Genomic DNA, 19,313 nt, shown 5'->3' on the forward strand with positions numbered 1-19,313 from the left:
GACCGACGTCACGTCACCACGATTGGCGCGCCCTAATACCCTTGACCCATGGCTTCCCACTACGACGTCGTTCTCCTCGGCGCGGGCCCCGGCGGCTACGTTGCCGCCATCCGCGCTGCCCAGCTCGGCAAGTCCGTCGCGATCATCGAGGAGAAGTACTGGGGTGGTGTCTGCCTCAACGTGGGCTGCATCCCCTCCAAGGCTCTGCTCCGCAACGCCGAGTTGGCCCACATCTTCACCCACCAGAAGGACTTCTTCGGCATGGCCGGGGACGTCTCGTTCGACTTCGGGAAGGCTTGGGACCGCTCGCGCACCGTCGCGGACGGCCGCGTCAAGGGCGTCCACTTCCTGATGAAGAAGAACAAGATCACCGAGTACGACGGCCGCGGCACCTTCCGCGACGCCAACACCATCGAGGTGGCCCTCAACAAGGGCGGCAGCGAGACCGTGACCTTCGACAACGTGATCATCGCGACCGGTTCGCAGGTGCGCCTGCTGCCAGGCGTCGAGCTCTCGGACAACGTGGTCACCTACGAGAAGCAGATCCTCACGCGCGACCTGCCCAAGTCGATCGCCATCGTCGGCGCCGGCGCCATCGGCATGGAGTTCGGCTACGTGCTGAAGAACTACGGCGTGGACGTCACGATCATCGAGTTCCTCGACCGTGCGCTGCCGAACGAGGACGCGGACGTCTCCAAGGAGATCGCCAAGCAGTACAAGAAGCTCGGCGTGAACATCCTGACCTCGACCGCCGTGCAGACCGTCAAGGACAACGGCTCGTCGGTGACCGTCTCGTACAAGGGCGTCAAGGACGACAAGCCGGGCGAGCTCGTGGTCGACAAGGTGCTCATGGCCGTCGGCTTTGCGCCCAACGTCAGCGGGTTCGGCCTGGAGAACACGGGCGTGCAGCTCACCGACCGCGGTGCCATCGACATTGACGACTACATGCGCACCAACGTGCCGCACATCTACGCCATCGGTGACGTCACCGCCAAGCTCATGCTGGCGCACGTCGCGGAGGCGCAGGGCGTCGTCGCCGCCGAGACCATCGCCGGGGCCGAGACCCAGACGCTGGGCGACTACCGCATGATGCCGCGCGCGACGTTCTGCTCGCCGCAGGTGGCCTCGTTCGGCCTCACCGAGCAGCAGGCCCGCGACGAGGGCTACGACGTGAAGGTCGCCTCGTTCCCGACCATGGCCAACGGCAAGGCGCACGGCCTGGGCGACACCACCGGCTTCGTCAAGCTCGTGGCCGACGCGAAGTACAACGAGCTGCTCGGCGGGCACCTGATCGGGCCGGACGTGTCCGAGCTGCTGCCGGAGCTCACGCTGGCGCAGAAGTGGGACCTGACGGCGGACGAGGTGGCGCGGAACGTGCACACGCACCCGACGCTGTCGGAGTCGGTGCAGGAGTCGATCCATGGGCTTGCGGGGCACATGATCAACTTCTGAGGTCGGTCTCCCGGGTTCTCGGGAGTCGAGCCTGGTTGGAGGCCCGGATCCGCGGAATTCCGCGGGTTCGGGCCTCTTTACGTGCCAGAGTGTCGTGGACACCTATGGATGTGAGGAATTCCGAACTGCGTCCCCGAGGGGGACGCAGGACGCAGGCCGACACGACCAGGAGGGATCGATCATGGTCGCTTGCGGGTCTGGACTTCGTGCGGCTAGCGCTCGCCGGGCGAGAGCGTTGGTGCTCCTCAAGCACCTCGCGGAAAGTGGCCGAGTCTGCCTCGGAGGTGTTTGCACTCTCCTAGGCTGCGAACGTCCTTCCGCGTCGTGAGCCTCCCGTTGCCTGAGAGGCGCGACGTGACGGGTGTTGACCGCGGGTGCCTGCCGCTATGGTGCGGGCGTGACTGTTGCCCGCCCGCTGCTGTTCCTCGACGTTGACGGGACCTTGTTGCCGTTCGGTGGGCCCGGGATGCTCCCTCAGCCTCGCGACGGCAAGCCGGAGGACCCCGACGAGCCGCGCCCGGAGCTCGACCTCATCGATCCGGCCCTCGGACCGCTCCTGCTGGGTCTGGGCTGCGACACGGTGTGGGCGACGGCGTGGATGGGTGACGCGAACGAGGTGATCGCACCACGGGTCGGACTACCAGAGCTGCCGGTTGCGGACCTCCCGCCCTATGGCGAGCACGGCCCGAACAGTCTGGGGTGGAAGACGCGTGCCCTGGTCCGGGTCGCGGCGGGCCGGCCGTTCGTGTGGGTCGACGACGTCATCACCGAGATGGATCGTTCGTTCGTCGAGCTGGAGCATCCTGGTCCTGCGCTGCTGTTCCAGGTCGAGTCCTCTGTCGGGCTGACTGCCCACGGCGTCGCCGAGATCGCGACATGGCTGCTTGGTCTGGAGTCGTGACGGGCCGCGGCGCACCGCCGACCGGATCGAATGTTCCGACGGCCTTGCGGATCTCAATGTTCCAGGACGCCAACGGACTCGTTGCCGGTACCGATGACGCTAACGCTCGACGTGAAGGCAGGCCTGACGTAAGACGCCGATGAGGTCGATGGTTTCCGGCCGGTCGCCGACCCGCGGGCGGCGCTCGCGTGGATTCCACAGGATGTTCGTGAGGACGGAGGTCTGTGTGGAATGGACGCTTCCGGTTGGGAGGACGACACGTGGATCTTGCACGACCTGACGGTTCCGATCGATCTCGCGGATCGCGAGGAAGGGCCACGGATCCGGCGCCGATGGTGCGACGTCACCGACGAGGATCTGGGAGCAGTGTCGAAGGCAAGGCGGTGGCCACCGAATGCGATGTACCTGATCAAGAACCTTCGCTGGCCGGACATAGAGGTTGAGGAGGGCGTCTTCGGTGGCGAGTCGCTGGCAGCGTTGCTCGACGTCGTGGGTGAGTTCTCCAGACCGGACGCAGCCTGCTTCGCCTACTACGGGATGGTGCCCGCCAACGAATACCAGAGCCTCACGGTTCTGGAAGGAAGACTGTCGGCCATCGACGGCCTGACGGGGAACGAAGACTCGTTCTGGGGGCTGAGCCCTTCCAACTGGTGGCCAGCTGATCGCTCTTGGTTCGTATGGACGGACTACGACCTCACCGCGACCCGGGTGTCCGGGTCTCGTGAGCTGATCGAGACGGTCCGCGCGCACCCGCAGCTGGAGACTCTCGACTGGCAGTGGCCCGAAGGAAGCCGAACCCCAGCCGACCGTCGTCGCGCGCGTGGGTGAGCGATGTGTACTCCCTGCGCGAGGACCCGCCCAAGGGGTGACCCGACGGCCCACTAGACCGTTCATGGGTGGCGTAGCGGCAAGATCGTGAGCTACAAGATCCGCATCCAGGTCCGAGCGAGCCAGCGTTCGAAGTGCAGGTCTTGTTCGGAGACCGTCCCGATCTTTAGTGCGGGTGCGGGGTCAAAGATGTCGACGAGGTCCCGGCTTCGTGGCGCACGCCAGGAACGCAGGATGTAAGCGAGCCGCCCACCTGACATCGAGCTACTCATCCCCGAGACGCGGGCGTCGACCCGAGCTCCCTGGCAGCACAGTCGTAGACCGAGCGGGTCCAGGATCCCGCGCAGCGCTCTCAGGGCTAGCCAGGCGTCGACGTCTGCTACTTCCCAGATCGATCCGCCCGGATCTTCCAGGCGCAGCATGTAGCTGTCATCATGCTCGACCACGGTCAGTAGCCATGCCTCTTCGACGTCGTCACCTCGTATGACCGCCAGCGGGAACGTTTCGGAAGACTCCGTGTCCGGTACCGCACCTAGCACTGTACCCAAAGGCCCGACAGCGGCCCGGGCCTGATTCCGAACCCACGCGTCGATTTCACCGGTGGAACGATGGGTATATTCGGTGTCGTATTCGTCGTGGGCCGTGACGAACGGCTGAGCAGCGTCGATGCCCTCATGGCCGAACTCCGCATGAGCCCAAGCCGTCAGCTCGCGCGCAGTGAGCTTCCCGTCGAGCAGCGCCTCGAGCCGATGTCGCAACAGCACCAGGTGCGCCTGCTCGACCGTGGGCACTGCCAGTTCGAGCTCCTGCACGACGGCGTCGACCGTCTGATCGAGGACTGACCACGGGTCATCCGGGTACCGTCCGGCGAGTTCCGCCAGCGCCGGAGAATCAAGGCCGGCGACCAGCGCCTGAACCGCTGCGTCGATGAGCGCCTCACGGGTCGCGGGGCGGATCTCGTCGCGGAACAGGCAGATTGCCTCAGCCAGCTGATCGCGGGCTCCGTCAGGGTTCACGACGCGCAACCTACAGGGTCTCTTGTGGTCTGCGGGCCACGACGAAGCGGCGTCCATTGGTTCACCCTTTCGACAGGTTCCGCACGACTTGGGCCGTCTGTCACGATCGTTCTCTCGCTGACCCGACGGAAGAGCTCGGTGTGGGGCAGAGACAGGAGAAATAGCCAGTTCGACCACGGTTCGATGACGTGGAACACGATCGACCTTCGCAACTTATTCGGTCACCGGGCCGTGTGGCAGTGCCTCGACGTGGCTCGCGGCCGGCTCGTGGCTCGGAACCAGAAACGGCGGCCTTCGCGTCTTCAATGCCCCGGACGAGAACGGGATCAGCGGCCAAAGACCCGTCGAAGACGCGACGCACCGATCGCAGATCATCGGTATGGACGATGGCCAAGTCCCAAGATCATCTCTTGCTTGGCACCGTCCTACCGCCTAGTGTGCCGGCCGAGCTCTGGGTGGCTGATGTGAAGCCCGCGCGCCCGCGGGTTCGACGAGGAGCATGGCTTTAGGCATGGCAGCGCCCGGTTCGCCGATGGTGTCAGCTTCGCTTTGATCCGTGTGGTGCGCTGACACGGTGGTCGGCGCAGTACTCGACGTGGACCTCGCCCCAGGCGTTGCGGCGGTTCTTGTCCGATGAAGCAAACGGCGCGGCGCCGAGCCCGATCTCGGCGCAGCAATGGGTCCCGGGCTTGGCTGCCATGTGCGCGGGACAGTCCTCGACCAGGCCGCGTAGTTGACCGGCCTGCAGCTCGAACGCCGCACGGCTGCCGATGAGGAAGAGCGTGTCGGCGGCGAGTGCGAACCGCAGGTGGTCAAGGTTCTCCCGCCAGTGCGACCGTTCGTGGTCGGCCTGGGTGAGGTTCGGGAAAGGGTGCTCGGGCAGGATGACGGTGTGCGGGCGGGTCTGCCGGATCTGTGCCCGGGTCTGTTTCCATGCCGAGACCGGAAGGGCGAGGCTGTGATGCATCAGCACCAGATCGAGCCGCTGGCCATAGCAGTGGCTGCCGCATGTCGTCGCTGTCTGGCGTAGCGGCAGCCACACGACCGTCCTCGGGGACCGGGCGGCGAGCCACCAGGCTGCCGCGAGATCGACGGCCGACTGCTTGTCGACGAGCATCTGGTGGGACCGGTAGCCCGTGTACAGCGGGGCGTGGTGCGGTGGCCGAGCTGGGCGCACCACACGGAACTTCCGCCCGCCCACGGCGACGTCGGCCGTCAGCGTGCTCCAGGCCATCCCGGCCAGCTTCATCGGTCCGCAACCGGCGTGGGTGTTGCACCGATGACCTGGGCGACGTCGTCGGGAAGCGGGTAGGCGTTCTCCGGCGGAAGCGTGGCGGCGACAGCGTCCGGATCGGAGCGAAGCAGGCCGTGCAGATGGCGGACCTGCTCAGTGACGTCGTCGATCCCGACGATCCACCTGTCGATGTACGCACTGACGGCGCTGCCGCTGAGCCCGACCTGTAGCGACCGGTGCGGCAAGGGGCCGCCGGACGACGTCCGCTCGGGGTCCCACTGCACTCGAACCTCGGACTGGCGCTTGCGCGTGGTCCAGGTCGCGGCGTCGTCGTACACCGACCGGTCGAAGTGCGACAGGCATGAGGCCGCCAGCGCCTCCTCGAACCCAGCGCGGGTGATTCGGACGGCCAGGACGCGCTCCTGGCCGGGTTTGGTCGCCCAGCCGGAGCGGTACATCATCCAGAGGAACGACGGCTTGATCCAGGTCATCCGCTCGCGCTTGAACGGTGGCACGAACGTCCCGGCCGCCAGGGCGGCGTCAGCGATCGCGGGTGGGTAGGCCTGATAGACGACGATCGTGGCGTCGTCGAACACGGCACGTACCTGCCGTTGCGGGATCTGGGGCATGGGCGCGACCGTATCGGCGGTCCTCCGAGGGACGCCACGGCTTTCCAGGGTCCGCCCGGGACCGGCAAGTCACACACGATCGTCAACCTGATGTCCCACCTGGTCGCGCAGGGCGAGCGCGTCCTGGTGACCGCGCAGAACGACCAAGCCCTGACGGTGCTGCGCGACAAGATCCTGGAGGTGCTGCGCGACCTGTCCATCGCAGTGCTGGGCTCGAGCCCCGCAGCGATGGAAGAGCTGCGGAGCTCGAGCTCAGTCGATGCAGGACTCGATCTCTCGCTCGACACCGCGGCGCAGGAGCGCCGGATCAGCGAGCTGGGAGCCCGGATCGACGAGCTGCGCGAGAGCCTGCGGCGGACGGATCTCGATCTCGTCGAGGCACTCCGCAGTGAGCAGCGCGAGCTAGAGATACCCACCGGCCCGGCACGGGCTCGCGAGGTCGCCGAAGGCCCGCCCGTGACCGGCACCTCGACGTCGTCCGCGACGCCGTTCCCGTCGGCAGCGCGTTCTCCGTCAGCGTCAAGGAGATAGTGGACCTTTGCGACAGCGTCCGCGGCATCATGCCGTCGGATGCGGCGAGCGCGCTCCTGGGCCTCCCGGAGGCCCAGTGGCTGCCGACCGCGGCCGACCTCGCCGCCAGGTTCGAACGCCTCGACAGGCTCCGCGACGAGGTGACCTCGCGGGAGTCCGGAGGGCTGCACGTCGAAGCCGTCGATGCGCTCGACAGGGACACCTGCCGGCGCCTGGCGGACGAGGCCCGGGATGCTGCCCGCACCCTCGACGCACTCCAGGGCCCGTGGGAGACGCAGCTCGCGTCCGAGATCCTCGGTCGCAGTCCTGTCGTGGACTACACGATCCAGCAGAACGGCACCGTGCTTGCCAAGCTCGCCGAGGCGAGCGCGATCCAGCAGAAGCTTGCCGGGCACGAGATCAGCGTCCCGGATAGTGATCCGGCGGTGCAGATCGGCCCGCTGCAGGCCTGACGGGAGCAGCTGGGAGCAGGAAAGAAAGGTGCGCCTCCGTTCGGTGCGCGCGAGCTGAAGTCCCTGGCCGCTGAGACCAGGTTCGACGGCTCGGCCATCACCTCGGTGGCACAGGTTGACCTCGTCGCCTGGGCGGTGCGGCTGCGCTCGGTCCTGCGCGAAGTCCGCGTCCTGATGAACCAGGCCTACCCGCCCGCCGGCATCCCGGTGCCCGACGACGGCGCGGCGTTCCTGTTCGCGGCGCATAAGACAGCCGACCGGGTCCAGCGGGTCCACCAGTGGTGGACCACGGCATATGTCGACCTGACCGGTAGGTACCGGCCCAGGTGTCGCCGCTGTGGGGAGCGTTGTTGTCCGCTGTGGAGACGCACTCCGCCGGCTCGTGGAACGTCGCCGTGGAAGAGACACGTCGTCTGGTGACGGTCCGAGCCCGGGCGGCCTACCGTGAGCGGCTCACGCCGACACGACCAGGAGCGGGATCTCGGGTGGTGACACCCTTCGTGCTCGTCTCAACGCGCCCACAACATCTTCGGCCTGGCCCGAAGGTGCTCGCGGGTGAAAGGCCGTGCCCTTAGCGTTCGTGTCGGTGTCGGACCAGACCGGTTCTGCCTCCCCGCTCGCCCTCATTGGAGATGACGGCCATGACAGCCAGGGAAAGTCTCCGCATCCCGCGATCCCGATCGACCGCGGTACTGGCGCTCCTCACGGTGCTCTGCCTCGTCGTGCCCCCGGCTGGTGCCGCAACGAGTGATGACGCCCAGCGGGACGGAGAGGTCACGCCGCCCCCGGTTGCTGCCCCACCAGACGCCGCACGGCTCAGAGCAGGCACCGACGCCCAAGAGCCCGACAGAAACCCTGCGGCACTGGATGTGGGGATGAGCCGTGACCTGGACGAGGTCGTACGGATGCAGGGCAAGTCCCCGAAGGTCAGTGAAGCGACTCCGCTGGGCGAGGAGATCATCGCCGACGCGGTCGCCGAGGCCGCACCTGACGATGAGTTCCTCGACGACGAGGATCAGGTCGACGGCACGAAGAACAACAGGCTCTACTACTACTACTCACTCAACCGGTGCCGTGAACGGTGGGACAGCGAAGGGCCACAGCCCATCGACGAGAAGGACGAGGCGGACCTGGCGGCCGGCATCTACCCCGTGATGTATCAGAACCACTTTGCCGCCTGCATGGTCCGGCCCATCGAATTCACGGTGTGCGACGTGTGGCCGGTCTGCACGAGCAGCACGATGCGGCTCACCATCATTGCTTACGGGAACCGAGGCAAGCGCGAAGTACGGTTCCGAGCGCTCTTCGACCAGTTCGACATCTCCTTCAACGCCTTTGACGAAACCGTCGGCCTCGACCTCCAGTGCATGAGCTACGGCAACGGCAGGTGCGCTGATGGGACCGGGCGGGTCACGAAGACAGTCGCCGAATGGCTCGACGATCCCGAGATCCCACAGACGACTTTCGACATGTCGTCTTCACCAGGGCTCGCCCAAAATGACCTGCCCTTCCACACGGCGCGCGACAACATCAGCTTTCACGAGGCAAAGATCGAGCTGACCAGCCAAAGCCTGACGACGACCTGGCAGACGTTCAGGTTCCGTTGTGACACTGCCGAGTACGCTTCTGGCGGCGGCTGCCTGTTTCACGAGGTGCAGGCCGTCCACCGTGTCGACACGCGGGACGCGCGGGTTGCCGCGGAGGCCCAACACATCCGTGACGCGCTCTACGACCCGCGCTCGACGGTGCCGTCCAGTGCCGGGAAGCGGGTTCCCGGAAACATGGCGGCGGCCGATCCCGAGCCCCTGACTCGGATGCTGCCCGAGTACAACCCATCGTGGTACGACGCCAACCACGCCCAGGCCGTCAGGACGTGCAAGGCCGTGTGGGGCGAGCGGTATGCGGAGACCGATCCGCCCAGCGACTGCGACGAGTTTCCCTACCGGAGCACCGAGCAGGGTTCGAATTATCCGATCTTCGATCCGGACTGGCCGTTCTCCTACTCGGCACGGGCCCTCAACGCCTCGCACAACCGCACTGCCGGGGCGATGCTGGGAGCGTGGTATCGGCAGGACCATATCCTGCACGGCGACAACTTCTGGGTCGAACCTACGGGTTGTGCAGGGTGTGGCGGTGGGGACGACGACGGTCCACCCGACCCGGGCCCGACGAACGTTCCCCCATCCGTCGACGCCGGTCCCGACAGGTCCGGCGACGAAGGATCACCGGTCACACTCGACGGCACCGTCACCGACCCCGACGACGTTCCCATCATCTCCTGGACCTACTCCGCCGGAGACGACATCGATGCCGGTACCGTCTGCACGTTCGGTTCGCCGAACGCCGCGCGGACCACGATCACCTGCACCGACGACGGTACGTTCACCGTGACCCTTACTGCGGATGACGGCCACGGTCCTCCGTCACCCGTGAGCGACTCCGCGACCGTCACCCTGCGCAACGTCGCCCCGACCGGGCAGATCTCCTCGCCGACGCCTGGCCAGATGATCAACGCGAGGCAGCCGGCACGAGTGGACGCGACCTTCACCGATCCGGCAAAGAACGACACCCACACGTGCCTGGTCGACTACGGCGAGAGCGGCGGCGTCGAGCACGGGAGGGTATCTCAGCAGGACGGTGGCGGAACCTGCACCGCTAACCACGTCTACGGGTTCGACGGGCTCGGACCACGGACGATCACCACGACCTTGACCGACGACGACAACGGCTCCGGCACCGACTCGGTGGACGTCGTCGTCTTCGTGCCAGGGGCGGGTCACGCGCTCTCCGCTACCGGGGCCGTGGGCATCGACCCGACTCCTGATGTCCGTTGTCCGCCCGACGACTCGCAGTCGATCGCGACACTGGACACCGCCGTGGCGAGCCTCGACGGGCTCACCGTCACCTGCACGGTCAGTCCTTCGACGGGCCGGACAGAAGTCCATTCCGAAGTCCTGGACGTCACCCTGCTCGAGGGCCTCGTGACCATCTCGGGCCTGGCAAGCACGTGCACGGCGGATTCCGACGGGATCACCCGGACCTCGACAGTAGGACGGATCAACGGGATCCCGATCGGGACCGGGACCGGTTCGCTCACCTTGCTCGGGCTCGTCGAGATCCACTACAACGAGCAGACGACCGACTCGCAAGGGCGCCTGGTCCAGAACGCCGTCCGAGCGAACCTCCTGGGACAGGAGATCGTGATCGCCAGCTGTCGCCTCGGGTAGGGCCCCGTCGTCGACGAGCAACCTGCACGGCGGCACGCTGTTCTGGCCCGTCGAGCGTGCGGCCGAGGTGCTGCACGCCTGGCGCGTACGACGTCCGGCTCACCCTCCTTCGCGGCCCGCCGTCGCGCGAAGGCGCGCACCACGCCGCCCATGCGAAGGACGTTCAGAACGGCCACACCACCGGCACGTACCACACCGCCGCCACGAGAAAGAGGAGTGCCAGGGGCAACCCGAGCCGCCAGTAGTCCCCGAACCGGTAACCCCCGGGCTGCAGCACCATCAGGTTCACAGGCGTCGCGATCGGCGTCAGGAACGCGGCGGCCCCCACCACGGCGAGAGCCATCATGAACGGCTGCACGCTCACGTCCAGCGTCTGGGCGAAGGACACCGCGACCGGCGCCATGACCAGCACCGTCGCCACGTTCGAGATGAACTGCCCCAGCACCAGCGTGAGCGCGCACAGCGCCAGCAGCGCGAGGTGCGGCGACGCACTCCCGGTGAACCGCATCAGCAGCTCGGCCAGCATGTCCGCCGCACCGGACGACACGAACGCCGCCGACAACGGGATCAGCGCCGCGATGAGGATCACCGTGTCCCAGGACACCGCACGCAGCCCCTGGGGCACGGTGATCACCCGCAGCAGCACGAGCGCCCCCGCCGCCAGCAGCCCGACGACCACCGGTGGCACGGCGCCCGTCGCCAGCAGCGCGATCGCCGCGACCAGCACCCCGAGGCACCGCTTCCAGCCGGCCCCGAGCGGCACGCTGCGCTGCAGGCTCTGCGAAGCCTCCACGGCGATGACGTCCGGCGACTGCGTGTACCGGTGCAGCGCGTCCCACGGTCCGCGCACCAGCACGGAGTCACCGGCCTGCAGCGGCAGCGGGGCCGACGACGACGAACCGCTCGGCGTGTCGGTCGCCCGGCGCAGCGCGACGACGACGAGGTTCTCGTCCCGCGTGGTCATCCCCGGGCTGACCCGGCGGCCGATCAGGGTCGAGCGCGGCGCGATGAGCACCTCCACCACCCCGGCGGAGTCCGTGAAGAGCCGGCCCGCGTCGAGCTCCGCGGCGTAGCTCTCCTGCCACGAACGCACCCGTTCGTGGGGGTCGCCTGCGACGTCGACCAGTCGCTCCGGAGCGCGCTCCGGCAGGAGGCGGTCGCCGAGGGTGACCACGAGGAGCATGGTGACAAGGACGAGCGGGAGTCCCACCAGCGCGAACTCGAAGTACCCGAACTCCCGGCCGCCCGACTCGGCGGCGAGCTCCGAGACGATGACGTTCACCGGGGTGCCGGTCAGCGTCAGCATCGACCCGGCGCTCGCTGCGAACGCCACGGGGATCAGCATCTTCGAGGGTACGACGCCGGCCCGCGCGGCGGCGACGACGGCGACCGGCAGCAGCGCCGCGACCGCCCCGTTGATGCTGATGACGGCGGCGAGCAGCGCCGTCCCGCCGACCATCGTCGCGAGCAGCCCGGTGCGCCCGAGCGTCGAGCACCGTTCGAGCTGCATCCCGATCCACGCGGTGATCCCGGTCGTCGCCAACGCCTCACTCAGCACGAACAGGGTCGCGATGAACAGGACGACCGGGTCGCTGAACCCGCTCAGCGCCTCGCCCAGCGGCAGCACGCCCGTGGCCCACAGCGCCACCGGGACGAACATCGCCACGATCACGAGCGGTATCCGGTTGGTCGCAAAGCCGAGCACCGCCAGCGCCAGGATCGCGAACGTCGCGACGAGGGGGTCGATCATGCCTGTCCTCGGCCCTCATCGGTCATCGTCGTGCTCCTTCGGGGGCGTGGGCCGTGCCGGCGTCGTGCGGACACAGGGTAGGCACCAGGTGGCCGTCGACGCCGTCAGCGAGGTCACACCCCGGAGCCCACGTCCCGTCGATGTCAGGGTCCCGGCCGCAGCCGCAGGGCGCTCGGGGAGATCTCTCCGCCTGCGGCGAGCTTCTCCTCCACGAAGTCCGCCACCTTCTCCATCGGCAGGTCCTGCAGGCTGAGGAAGCCGTAGGTCGCGGGCAGCCCCGTGATGGGTGGCCGGTTTCCGACGACGAGGGGCAGCAGGTAGTCCTCGGTCCGCTTGTTCGCCGCGTTCCTGCCGACCTCGAACTCGAACGTCGTCCAGTCACGCTCGGGGTAGTCGTCGGACAGGCAGATGATCATGAGCTGTGCCTGCTCCCCGTAGATCTGGGCGAGCCCGCGGCGCAGGTCCTTCCCCCAGAGCTCCGCCTGCTGGTTGTAGTCGTAGAAGACCTTGATGTGCCGTTCCTCGAGCACTTCGACGAACTTCTCGACGATCGACCGGTCGTTCCCCGCGAACGACACAGCCACGTCGTACTTGTACCTGGACCGGCGGGGGACCATCTCGGAGCTCACCTGGGTGAGGTCGAGGTGGTCGAGGTAGAAGCGGAAGGCCGGGTCGTCGATCCGCAGGGTCCGGTGCTCGTAGGTGAGGGTCTCGTCCAGGCCGCTCTTCTCGATCAGATCCGGGAGGACGTCGACGGCGCGGTTGAACGCACTCCTGACCCGGCCTCTGTCGGCCGGGTCGGCGGTTCCGACGATCGCGGCCTCCAGCTCCTTGTAGGTGGTGCGGAATCCCGGGCCGGCCGCGGCGCGCTGGACGAGCTTGAAGTAGACGTTATGGACAGAACGCCGCCCCTGTGTCAGGTGGACGAGACTGCGGATGTAGCGACCGTCGAACTGCTTGGCGATCCGTGACGTGATGCCGGCGAGGTCGATGGCGACCTGCCGCGGCTCCGGGGCCGTCCACATCACGTCGGCCTCGACACAGGCTGCCCGGCAGATCGCCTGGAAGATCGACGGCGACCCCCTGGCGGCCCTGATGGCCGCACCGCGGGTCGCCTCGTCGAACCGGATGTTGAGGGCGTGCTCCCCCTGCGTCATGAGCGCGTCCATGAACGTGTCGCTCTGCGTGCCCAGGTACCAGGTGTCGTTCCGGATCGCGAGCTCCGGGTCGTGGCCGAGGATGGCCTCGCTCGTCTTCGCGATCCCGATCATGAACACGCGGATGTCGCTCTCGTGCCAGAGCTTGAGGCGCTCGGCGAGCTGGGTGCGTGCCTTGAGCGAGAGGCGGTGGACATCCTCGATCTTGATCAGGTCGAGCTCCCGCAGCTTCGGCTCTACCGCCTTCGCCGTCCGCCCGACGCCGAGCTCGGCGCCGAGGACGGTGAAGAGGTTCTGTGTCTCGGTATGGGCCCGCGCGCTGAAGGAGAGGACCCGGTCGGGGTCGAACCCGGCCGCCTCGAGCGCCCGCGTGGCGACTGTCGACTTGCCGCTGCCGGACGGTCCGACCAGCGTGACGTGCTTGCCCGGCGTCAGGAGCGAACCCTTAAGCCGTTGTGCTTCGGCCGGCGCTACGTACGTGATGCCCGACGCCTTCGACTCGTTGAAGACCTCGGCGAGCTGGTACACGTCCCGCGTCATCGCACTCCTCTGACCTGGGTGGAGATGCCTGGTGCCCGTCATCCTCCCTGACCTGTCTCGCCCGGCGCCACCGTCGGTGGAGTTTGTTTCCGCGATGCGAACATTCTGGAAGGATCGTCACGAAGGTGACATCCGGGACGCGGTCGGCGGTGAGGCCGCGCCCTGTCCTGCGCGGAGAGGTGCCGACCTTGACGACGTCCGACCGGTGCTCGTTCTGCAGGATCGTGCGCGGGGACGATCCGGACGCCCGCGTGATCTACGAGGACGAACGGGTAGTGGCCTTCTTCCCGACCAAGCCTGCGGTCGTCGGGCATGTCATGGTCGTCCCGCGCCGTCACGTGCCCGACATCTGGGCGCTGGACGCGAGCGAGGCCGCCTACCTCGGGCGGGTCTGCGTGCGGCTCGCCGGCGTCGTGCGGAAGGCCCTGGACCCCGAGGGCCTCAACGTCATCCAGTCGAACGGTGCGGCCGCGTCGCAGACGGTGTTCCACCTGCACGTGCACCTCGTGCCGCGACGGGCCGGTGATGCGATGGGACGCATCTGGCCCGCGGAGACGAGCTACTCGGAGGCCGAGAAGGACGAGGCATGGTCGCTGCTGCGCGAGGCATGCCGGACCGGGGTGGCCGTGGGTGACGGACCGAGCGGTGAGGACCGTCGCAAGCATCTCGAGCTCATCGAGGCCGTCGTGACTCGCATGGCCGGCGCCTCGGCGAACGTGAAGACGTGGCTGCTCCCGGTGGTCACCGCCCTGTACGGGTTCGGCGTGACCGAACGGTCAGCCGGCCTGGCGCTGCTCGGGCTGGCTACGGTGCTCCTGCTGATGTTCATCGACGCCAACTATCTGCGGGTCGAGCGTGAGTATCGGCGGCTCTACGACGCCGTCGCACGGGGCGCTGCGCCGGTCAGGGCGTTCTCATTGGACCCTTCTGGAGTCGGTGGGCCGGTGCGGGCGGGTCGGTCGTCGGGTCCGGGTCGGCCTTGGCTGCCTAGGTGGAGCGTCTGGCAGTCGTGGTCGATCTTGCCGTTCTACGGGGCGCTTGCGTTGATCGGGGTGGTTATTGCGGTCAGTGGGGTGTGGCGGGCTTGAGGCCGGGACGCGGTATATGAGCCCTGGGACGGTTTCAACGACACCTGAGTGTCCAGGGCTACGTCTGTCGCAGGTCTCAGTCGACTGATTCCCGTAGGAGCCAGAGTTCGCGGAGCTGGTCGACGTGGATGCCGAGGTATATACCGTCGGCAATTCTCGTGAGCGAATCCGCATCTCCGAGAGAGGCGCTCGCCCGAAGGATGCCCCTGGTGGCGTCGAACTCGGCGACCCGGTCCGAGGCTGAGTCAGTCCCTTCTCGCGTCACAGTCACTGTCGATGGGTGTACGTACGAGGTGTTGCCTGCCGTCCTTGGCGCTCTCCTGGCCGCGGCAGCATTGCTCAAGACGGTCGTTGCCGTGGTGCGGGTGAGGTCGCTCCGCCGCCTGCAACATCACTGCCGCTCACATCGGATTCCAGGTACATTCGTGACATGGCGGACACCCAGTTGAACCTGCCGGAACGTTCGGCCCTGCTCGCGCTGATGACGTTGACCCAGGAGGTGTCCAATGCCGGTCTGTCGGACGAGCTGGGTATCAAGATCGAGCGGGGTACGCGCGAGCGCCTGATCGAGCTGGGGTACATCCGGGCGTGGCAGACGGGTCGGTACCGGGCATGGATGCACGAGCTCACCGACGAGGGCTGGCGGCGCGGCGGGGAAGAGCTGGGCAGCCCCGCACCGCAGGGTGCGCCGAAAGCCACGCGGCTGCAGTACGGGCTCACGCGCCGGTTCGCGGCGTTCATGGCGCGATCCGATCTACGGGTCGCAGACATCTTCGCCCTGGAGGGCGAGCCGGCGGTGTCCTCCGCCGGCGTCGATGATCAGCTCCGTGCCGCGTACGCGGCACTCGCCCCCGAGCGTGGGGCCTGGGTAGGCCTGGCGCGGTTGCGGCACGCAGTCGGCGACCTGCCGCGGGCCGACGTCGACGCCGCGCTGCTGCGTCTGGTCCTGGAACCGGACGTGCGGCTCAACCCTGAGTTCAACCAGAAGATCCTGACTCCGCAGGACAGAGCGGCCGCGTTGCGCACGGGCGGCGAGGACGTGCACCTGATGTCCATCGGGCGCCGATGAAGGAGATCGAGCGCGATGCGCTGGCGGAACTGACGGCGATCAGCTGGGCGCTCAGCAGGGACGGTGTGTGGGAGGAACCGAAGCCGCACATCGCGGGCCTCAACGGCGAGGCGCTCCGTACGGTCATGTCGGGCTTCGACAGCGCCAAGGCCAGCGCTGCGGAGAGCCCGATCGGCGTGGTCGTCACCGGGCGGGCGGGCTCGGGCAAGACCCATCTCGTCGCGACGGTGCGGTCCCGGGTCGTCGCGGCGGGCGGCTACTTCTTCGCCCTCGACCTGCGCCACGAGCGGGCCTTCTGGCAGCGGGTGGTGCACGACGTGCTCAGCGGCCTGCTCCGGCCCGGCACCGACGGGGTTCCCCAGGGGGAGATCCTGCGGAGAGGGCTCTCCCGGCGGCTTGACCTGCCCGAACCTCTGCACCGGCAGCTCATGGGACAGGACAGACCGACCAGGTCGGGGCTCGATGCCGTCGTCGAGGCGCTGGACCGCGTCGACCCGCAGCTCGCGTTCGAGTGCGGGCACACCTTGCGCGCTGTGGTGCTGCTGGCGAGCAGGTCGGTGACCACCCGGGAGGTCGCCACCGCGTACCTGTCGGCGGAGGACGAGGCGGTGGCCGGGGAACGCGCCGAGTGGGGCATCCGTGCGGCCTCCAGGAAGCCGCACGAGACGGTCGGTGAGCTCTTCCGGCTGATCGCGCTCACCGGGCCGAGCGTGATCGCCCTGGACCAGCTCGACACGCTGATCAGGCAGTCGGACCAGGCGACGGACAACACCGTGCCTGTGGGGCCCGACGCCGCGGTCGGCACCGCGTCCGATCCCGTGACCAGCGCAGCGACCAGCCCCGCTGCGGCCAACCCAGCGACCAGCTCGATCGGACTGCCCAGGAGGGAGGCGTTCGAGGACGTCGGCAGCGGGCTCATGGAGCTGCGCGAGGTCACCCGGCGGGCACTGGTGCTGGTCGCCTGCATGGACCCGATCTGGCAGGGGATCACGGAGTACGCGCCGGGTTCCGTCGCGCAACGGTTCCGCCGCGCCGAGCAGCTCGACACCATTCCGACGGCGGCGGTCGGAAAGACGCTCATCGAGCGCCGGTTCGCGCTCAAGTTTCGCAAGGTCGGGTTCACTCCGCCGTACCCGACCTGGCCGGTGCGGCCGGAGGCGTTCGCCGAGGCGGTCCGGTTCACTGCTCGCGGCCTCATCCGCCGGATCGACACGCACCTCCAGGCGTGCCTGGCTGCAGACGAGCTCGTCGAGCTGACACGTCTCACCGAGCCGGACGGTGCCGGGCTGGATGCTGCTCGGTCGGATACTGCACGGCCGGATGGTCCGGGGCTGGGCGGCGCAGGGCCGGACGGTGTGGCGCTGCCCGGTGCAGAACTGCCCGGCGCGGAGACCCCGGCGCCGCGGCCCTCGCCCGCGCCGCCGTCGGCCGACGAGGATGAGCTTGCCGAGTTGGACCGGCAGCTGAACGCTCTGGTGAGCGACGCCGACGTCGTCGGCGAGATCGCCAGGGCGCTGGACCCGCGCCAGGAGGACCGGCGCATGCCGGACCTGATGCGGTCCGCGCTGACGTGGTGGACCACCGAGCAGGGCACTGAGCGCTTCCGGTACGAGCTGCCTCCTGCGACGTTGGCCGCGGGCAACCCGACCATGCACGCCGAGTTGCACCGGACCCTGGACGAGACCACGGAGGACAAGATCTTCTGGTCGTTCCGGTCGATCGCCTGGCGGGACGGGCGGGCTGTCATCAACCGTATCGACCGGTTCGTGCGCGCTACGGGGCTGGACCCCCTGGTGCCCAAGCGCAAGGCCTACCTGCTGCGCACCGGTGAATGGTCGACCGGACACAAGACCCGGCAGAAGGTCCAGGAGTTCGAGGCGGCGGGCGGGGTGGTGATCGGCCTGTCGCGGGAGACGCTGGAGAGCGGACTGCGTACGTTCGCGGCCTTGGAGCGGCTCGCTCGTACCCAGCCGTCGGCTCGGTTCCAGACATGGTTGCTCAGCCGCCGGCCGGCCGGCCGCACCGCGCTGCTGCGCACCGTCTTCGGCGACCCGCCCGACACCCCGCAACCGGTCGGCCCGGCCGCCGCCCGTCCAGACTCCACTGCGCCGGTCGGCACTGCGCCGGACCGCATCGGCCCGGACGTCGTCGGCCCCGGGAGCGCTGCTCCGGGCCGGCCGGCGACGGACCCGGTGGTGCTGGACCCGATGGCGCTGCACCTGGGCATCCGGATGGACACCGGCGCGCCGGTGTCGGTCACCCTGGAGTCGTTGCGGAAGCACACGGCGATCTTCGCCGGGTCCGGATCGGGCAAGACGGTGCTGATCCGCCGGCTTGTCGAGGAGTGCGCGCTGCGGGGCGTGTCTGCGATAGTGCTCGACCCGAACAATGACCTGGCCCGGCTCGGCGACCCGTGGCCGCGGCCGCCCCAGGCCTGGGGGCCGGACGACGCGGCTCGCGCCGACGACTACCTGCGCAACACCGATGTGGTGGTCTGGACTCCCCGCCGGGAGACCGGTCGGCCGCTGGCCTTCCGACCGCTGCCCGACTTCGCGGCGGTCGCGGACGACCCAGACGAGTTTCGCCAGGCCATCGACACGGCGGTCGCCGCCATCGCGCCCCGGGTACGTGCCGACGGCGGCACCGTGAAGGCCGAGCGGTCGCGCGCTGTGCTCAACGAGGCGCTGCAGTACTTCGCACGTGCGGGCGGCGGCGGGCTCAGCCACTTCCTGGACCTGCTCGGGGACCTGCCCGACGGCGTGGCGCAGCTGGCGCAGTCGCAGGAGATGGCCGCGGACATGGCACAGACCCTGTGCGCCGCCATGATCAACGACCCGTTGTTCGGCGGGGTCGGTGAGCCGGTGGACCCTGGTGTGCTGCTCACCCCCGCGGCCGGAAAACGTGCCAGGATCTCGGTGATCAGCCTCGTCGGCCTGCCGACGGAGGAGCAGCGGCAGAGCTTCGTCAACCAGCTCCAGATGGCCCTGTTCGCCTGGATCAAACGGCATCCGGCCGGCGACCGGCCGCTCGGTGGCCTCCTGGTCGTGGACGAGGCGCAGACGATAGCCCCGTCCGGTGCGCTGACCGCGAGCACGCACAGCACCCTGGCGCTCGCCTCGCAGGCTCGCAAGTACGGGCTCGGCCTGGTGTTCGCCACGCAGGCGCCGCGTGGTATCCACAACCGGATCTCGGGCAATGCCGCCACGCAGCTGTTCGGGTTCCTCAACAGTCCGCCGCAGATCGCCGCGGCCAAGGAGATGGCGGCCGCGAAGTCCAGCGCGGTACCGGACATCTCCCGGCTCGGCAGCGGCCAGTTCTACGCCGTCGCCGAAGGGCTGGCGTTCCAGAAGATCCGCACCCCCATCTGCCTGAGCCATCACCCGTCGAGCCCGTTGACCGTCGAAGAGGTCATCGATCGCGCTCGACGGGACTGACGTCG

14 protein-coding genes are annotated in these 19,313 nt (G+C 68.3%); 9 read left to right on the forward strand and 5 right to left on the reverse strand.

All coding sequences use genetic code 11. The annotated features are described in order from the left end of the window. Nucleotides 1-48 precede the first annotated feature (48 nt). From lpdA to ACO229_RS00455, 3 genes are all read left to right on the forward strand, one after another. Nucleotides 49-1,452 (forward strand): dihydrolipoyl dehydrogenase, encoded by a 1,404-nt coding sequence (lpdA, locus tag ACO229_RS00445; protein WP_397411578.1) that lies wholly within the window; start codon nt 49-51, stop codon nt 1,450-1,452. A 397-nt stretch (nt 1,453-1,849) separates the two neighbouring features. Then, on the forward strand, nt 1,850-2,353 hold the full coding sequence (locus ACO229_RS00450; RefSeq protein ID WP_423463337.1) for an HAD domain-containing protein: 504 nt from the start codon (nt 1,850-1,852) through the stop codon (nt 2,351-2,353). A gap of 231 nt (nt 2,354-2,584) precedes the next feature. After that, complete coding sequence (locus ACO229_RS00455; RefSeq protein WP_423463338.1) at nt 2,585-3,181, forward strand: hypothetical protein; 597 nt, start codon at nt 2,585-2,587, stop codon at nt 3,179-3,181. 92 nt (nt 3,182-3,273) lie between these two features. On the opposite strand, the gene ACO229_RS00460 is transcribed toward ACO229_RS00455, so the two are convergent. The 3 genes from ACO229_RS00460 to ACO229_RS00470 form a co-directional block, all read right to left on the reverse strand. Next, the gene (locus tag ACO229_RS00460; protein ID WP_423463339.1) at nt 3,274-4,197 is read right to left on the reverse strand and encodes a hypothetical protein; all 924 of its coding nucleotides are present in this window, start codon (nt 4,195-4,197) and stop codon (nt 3,274-3,276) included. A gap of 538 nt (nt 4,198-4,735) precedes the next feature. After that, on the reverse strand, nt 4,736-5,446 hold the full coding sequence (locus tag ACO229_RS00465; RefSeq protein ID WP_423463340.1) for a hypothetical protein: 711 nt from the start codon (nt 5,444-5,446) through the stop codon (nt 4,736-4,738). Then, nucleotides 5,443-6,060 (reverse strand): DUF4291 domain-containing protein, encoded by a 618-nt coding sequence (locus ACO229_RS00470; RefSeq protein ID WP_423463341.1) that lies wholly within the window; start codon nt 6,058-6,060, stop codon nt 5,443-5,445. The genes ACO229_RS00465 and ACO229_RS00470 overlap by 4 nt, the downstream gene beginning before the upstream one ends. A gap of 90 nt (nt 6,061-6,150) precedes the next feature. Between ACO229_RS00470 and ACO229_RS00475 the strand changes: the two genes are divergently transcribed. From ACO229_RS00475 to ACO229_RS00485, 3 genes are all read left to right on the forward strand, one after another. Then, nucleotides 6,151-6,591, forward strand: coding sequence for a hypothetical protein (locus tag ACO229_RS00475; RefSeq protein WP_423463342.1), 441 nt, complete (start codon nt 6,151-6,153; stop codon nt 6,589-6,591). A 29-nt stretch (nt 6,592-6,620) separates the two neighbouring features. Next, nucleotides 6,621-7,043 (forward strand): hypothetical protein, encoded by a 423-nt coding sequence (locus ACO229_RS00480; RefSeq protein WP_423463343.1) that lies wholly within the window; start codon nt 6,621-6,623, stop codon nt 7,041-7,043. Between the two features lie 875 nt (nt 7,044-7,918). After that, nucleotides 7,919-10,270 (forward strand): choice-of-anchor P family protein, encoded by a 2,352-nt coding sequence (locus ACO229_RS00485; protein ID WP_423463344.1) that lies wholly within the window; start codon nt 7,919-7,921, stop codon nt 10,268-10,270. 163 nt (nt 10,271-10,433) lie between these two features. Here ACO229_RS00485 and ACO229_RS00490 read toward each other — a convergent pair whose 3' ends face one another. Continuing rightward, nucleotides 10,434-12,020, reverse strand: a complete 1,587-nt coding sequence (locus tag ACO229_RS00490) for an SLC13 family permease (protein ID WP_423463345.1) — start codon at nt 12,018-12,020, stop codon at nt 10,434-10,436. Nucleotides 12,021-12,163: 143 nt separating this feature from the next. Beyond that, a complete protein-coding gene (locus ACO229_RS00495) occupies nt 12,164-13,717 on the reverse strand; it encodes a TIR domain-containing protein (protein ID WP_423463346.1) in 1,554 nt (517 codons plus the stop codon). A gap of 179 nt (nt 13,718-13,896) precedes the next feature. Between ACO229_RS00495 and ACO229_RS00500 the strand changes: the two genes are divergently transcribed. From ACO229_RS00500 to ACO229_RS00510, 3 genes are all read left to right on the forward strand, one after another. After that, nucleotides 13,897-14,805, forward strand: coding sequence for an HIT family protein (locus ACO229_RS00500; RefSeq protein WP_423463347.1), 909 nt, complete (start codon nt 13,897-13,899; stop codon nt 14,803-14,805). Nucleotides 14,806-15,235: 430 nt separating this feature from the next. Continuing rightward, complete coding sequence (locus ACO229_RS00505; RefSeq protein ID WP_423463348.1) at nt 15,236-15,874, forward strand: hypothetical protein; 639 nt, start codon at nt 15,236-15,238, stop codon at nt 15,872-15,874. After that, nucleotides 15,871-19,308, forward strand: a complete 3,438-nt coding sequence (locus ACO229_RS00510; RefSeq protein ID WP_423463349.1) for a helicase HerA domain-containing protein — start codon at nt 15,871-15,873, stop codon at nt 19,306-19,308. The genes ACO229_RS00505 and ACO229_RS00510 overlap by 4 nt, the downstream gene beginning before the upstream one ends. Nucleotides 19,309-19,313 lie beyond the last annotated feature (5 nt).

It is taken from the genome of Promicromonospora sp. MS192 (assembly GCF_049532985.1).
Lineage (GTDB): Bacteria > Actinomycetota > Actinomycetes > Actinomycetales > Cellulomonadaceae > Promicromonospora.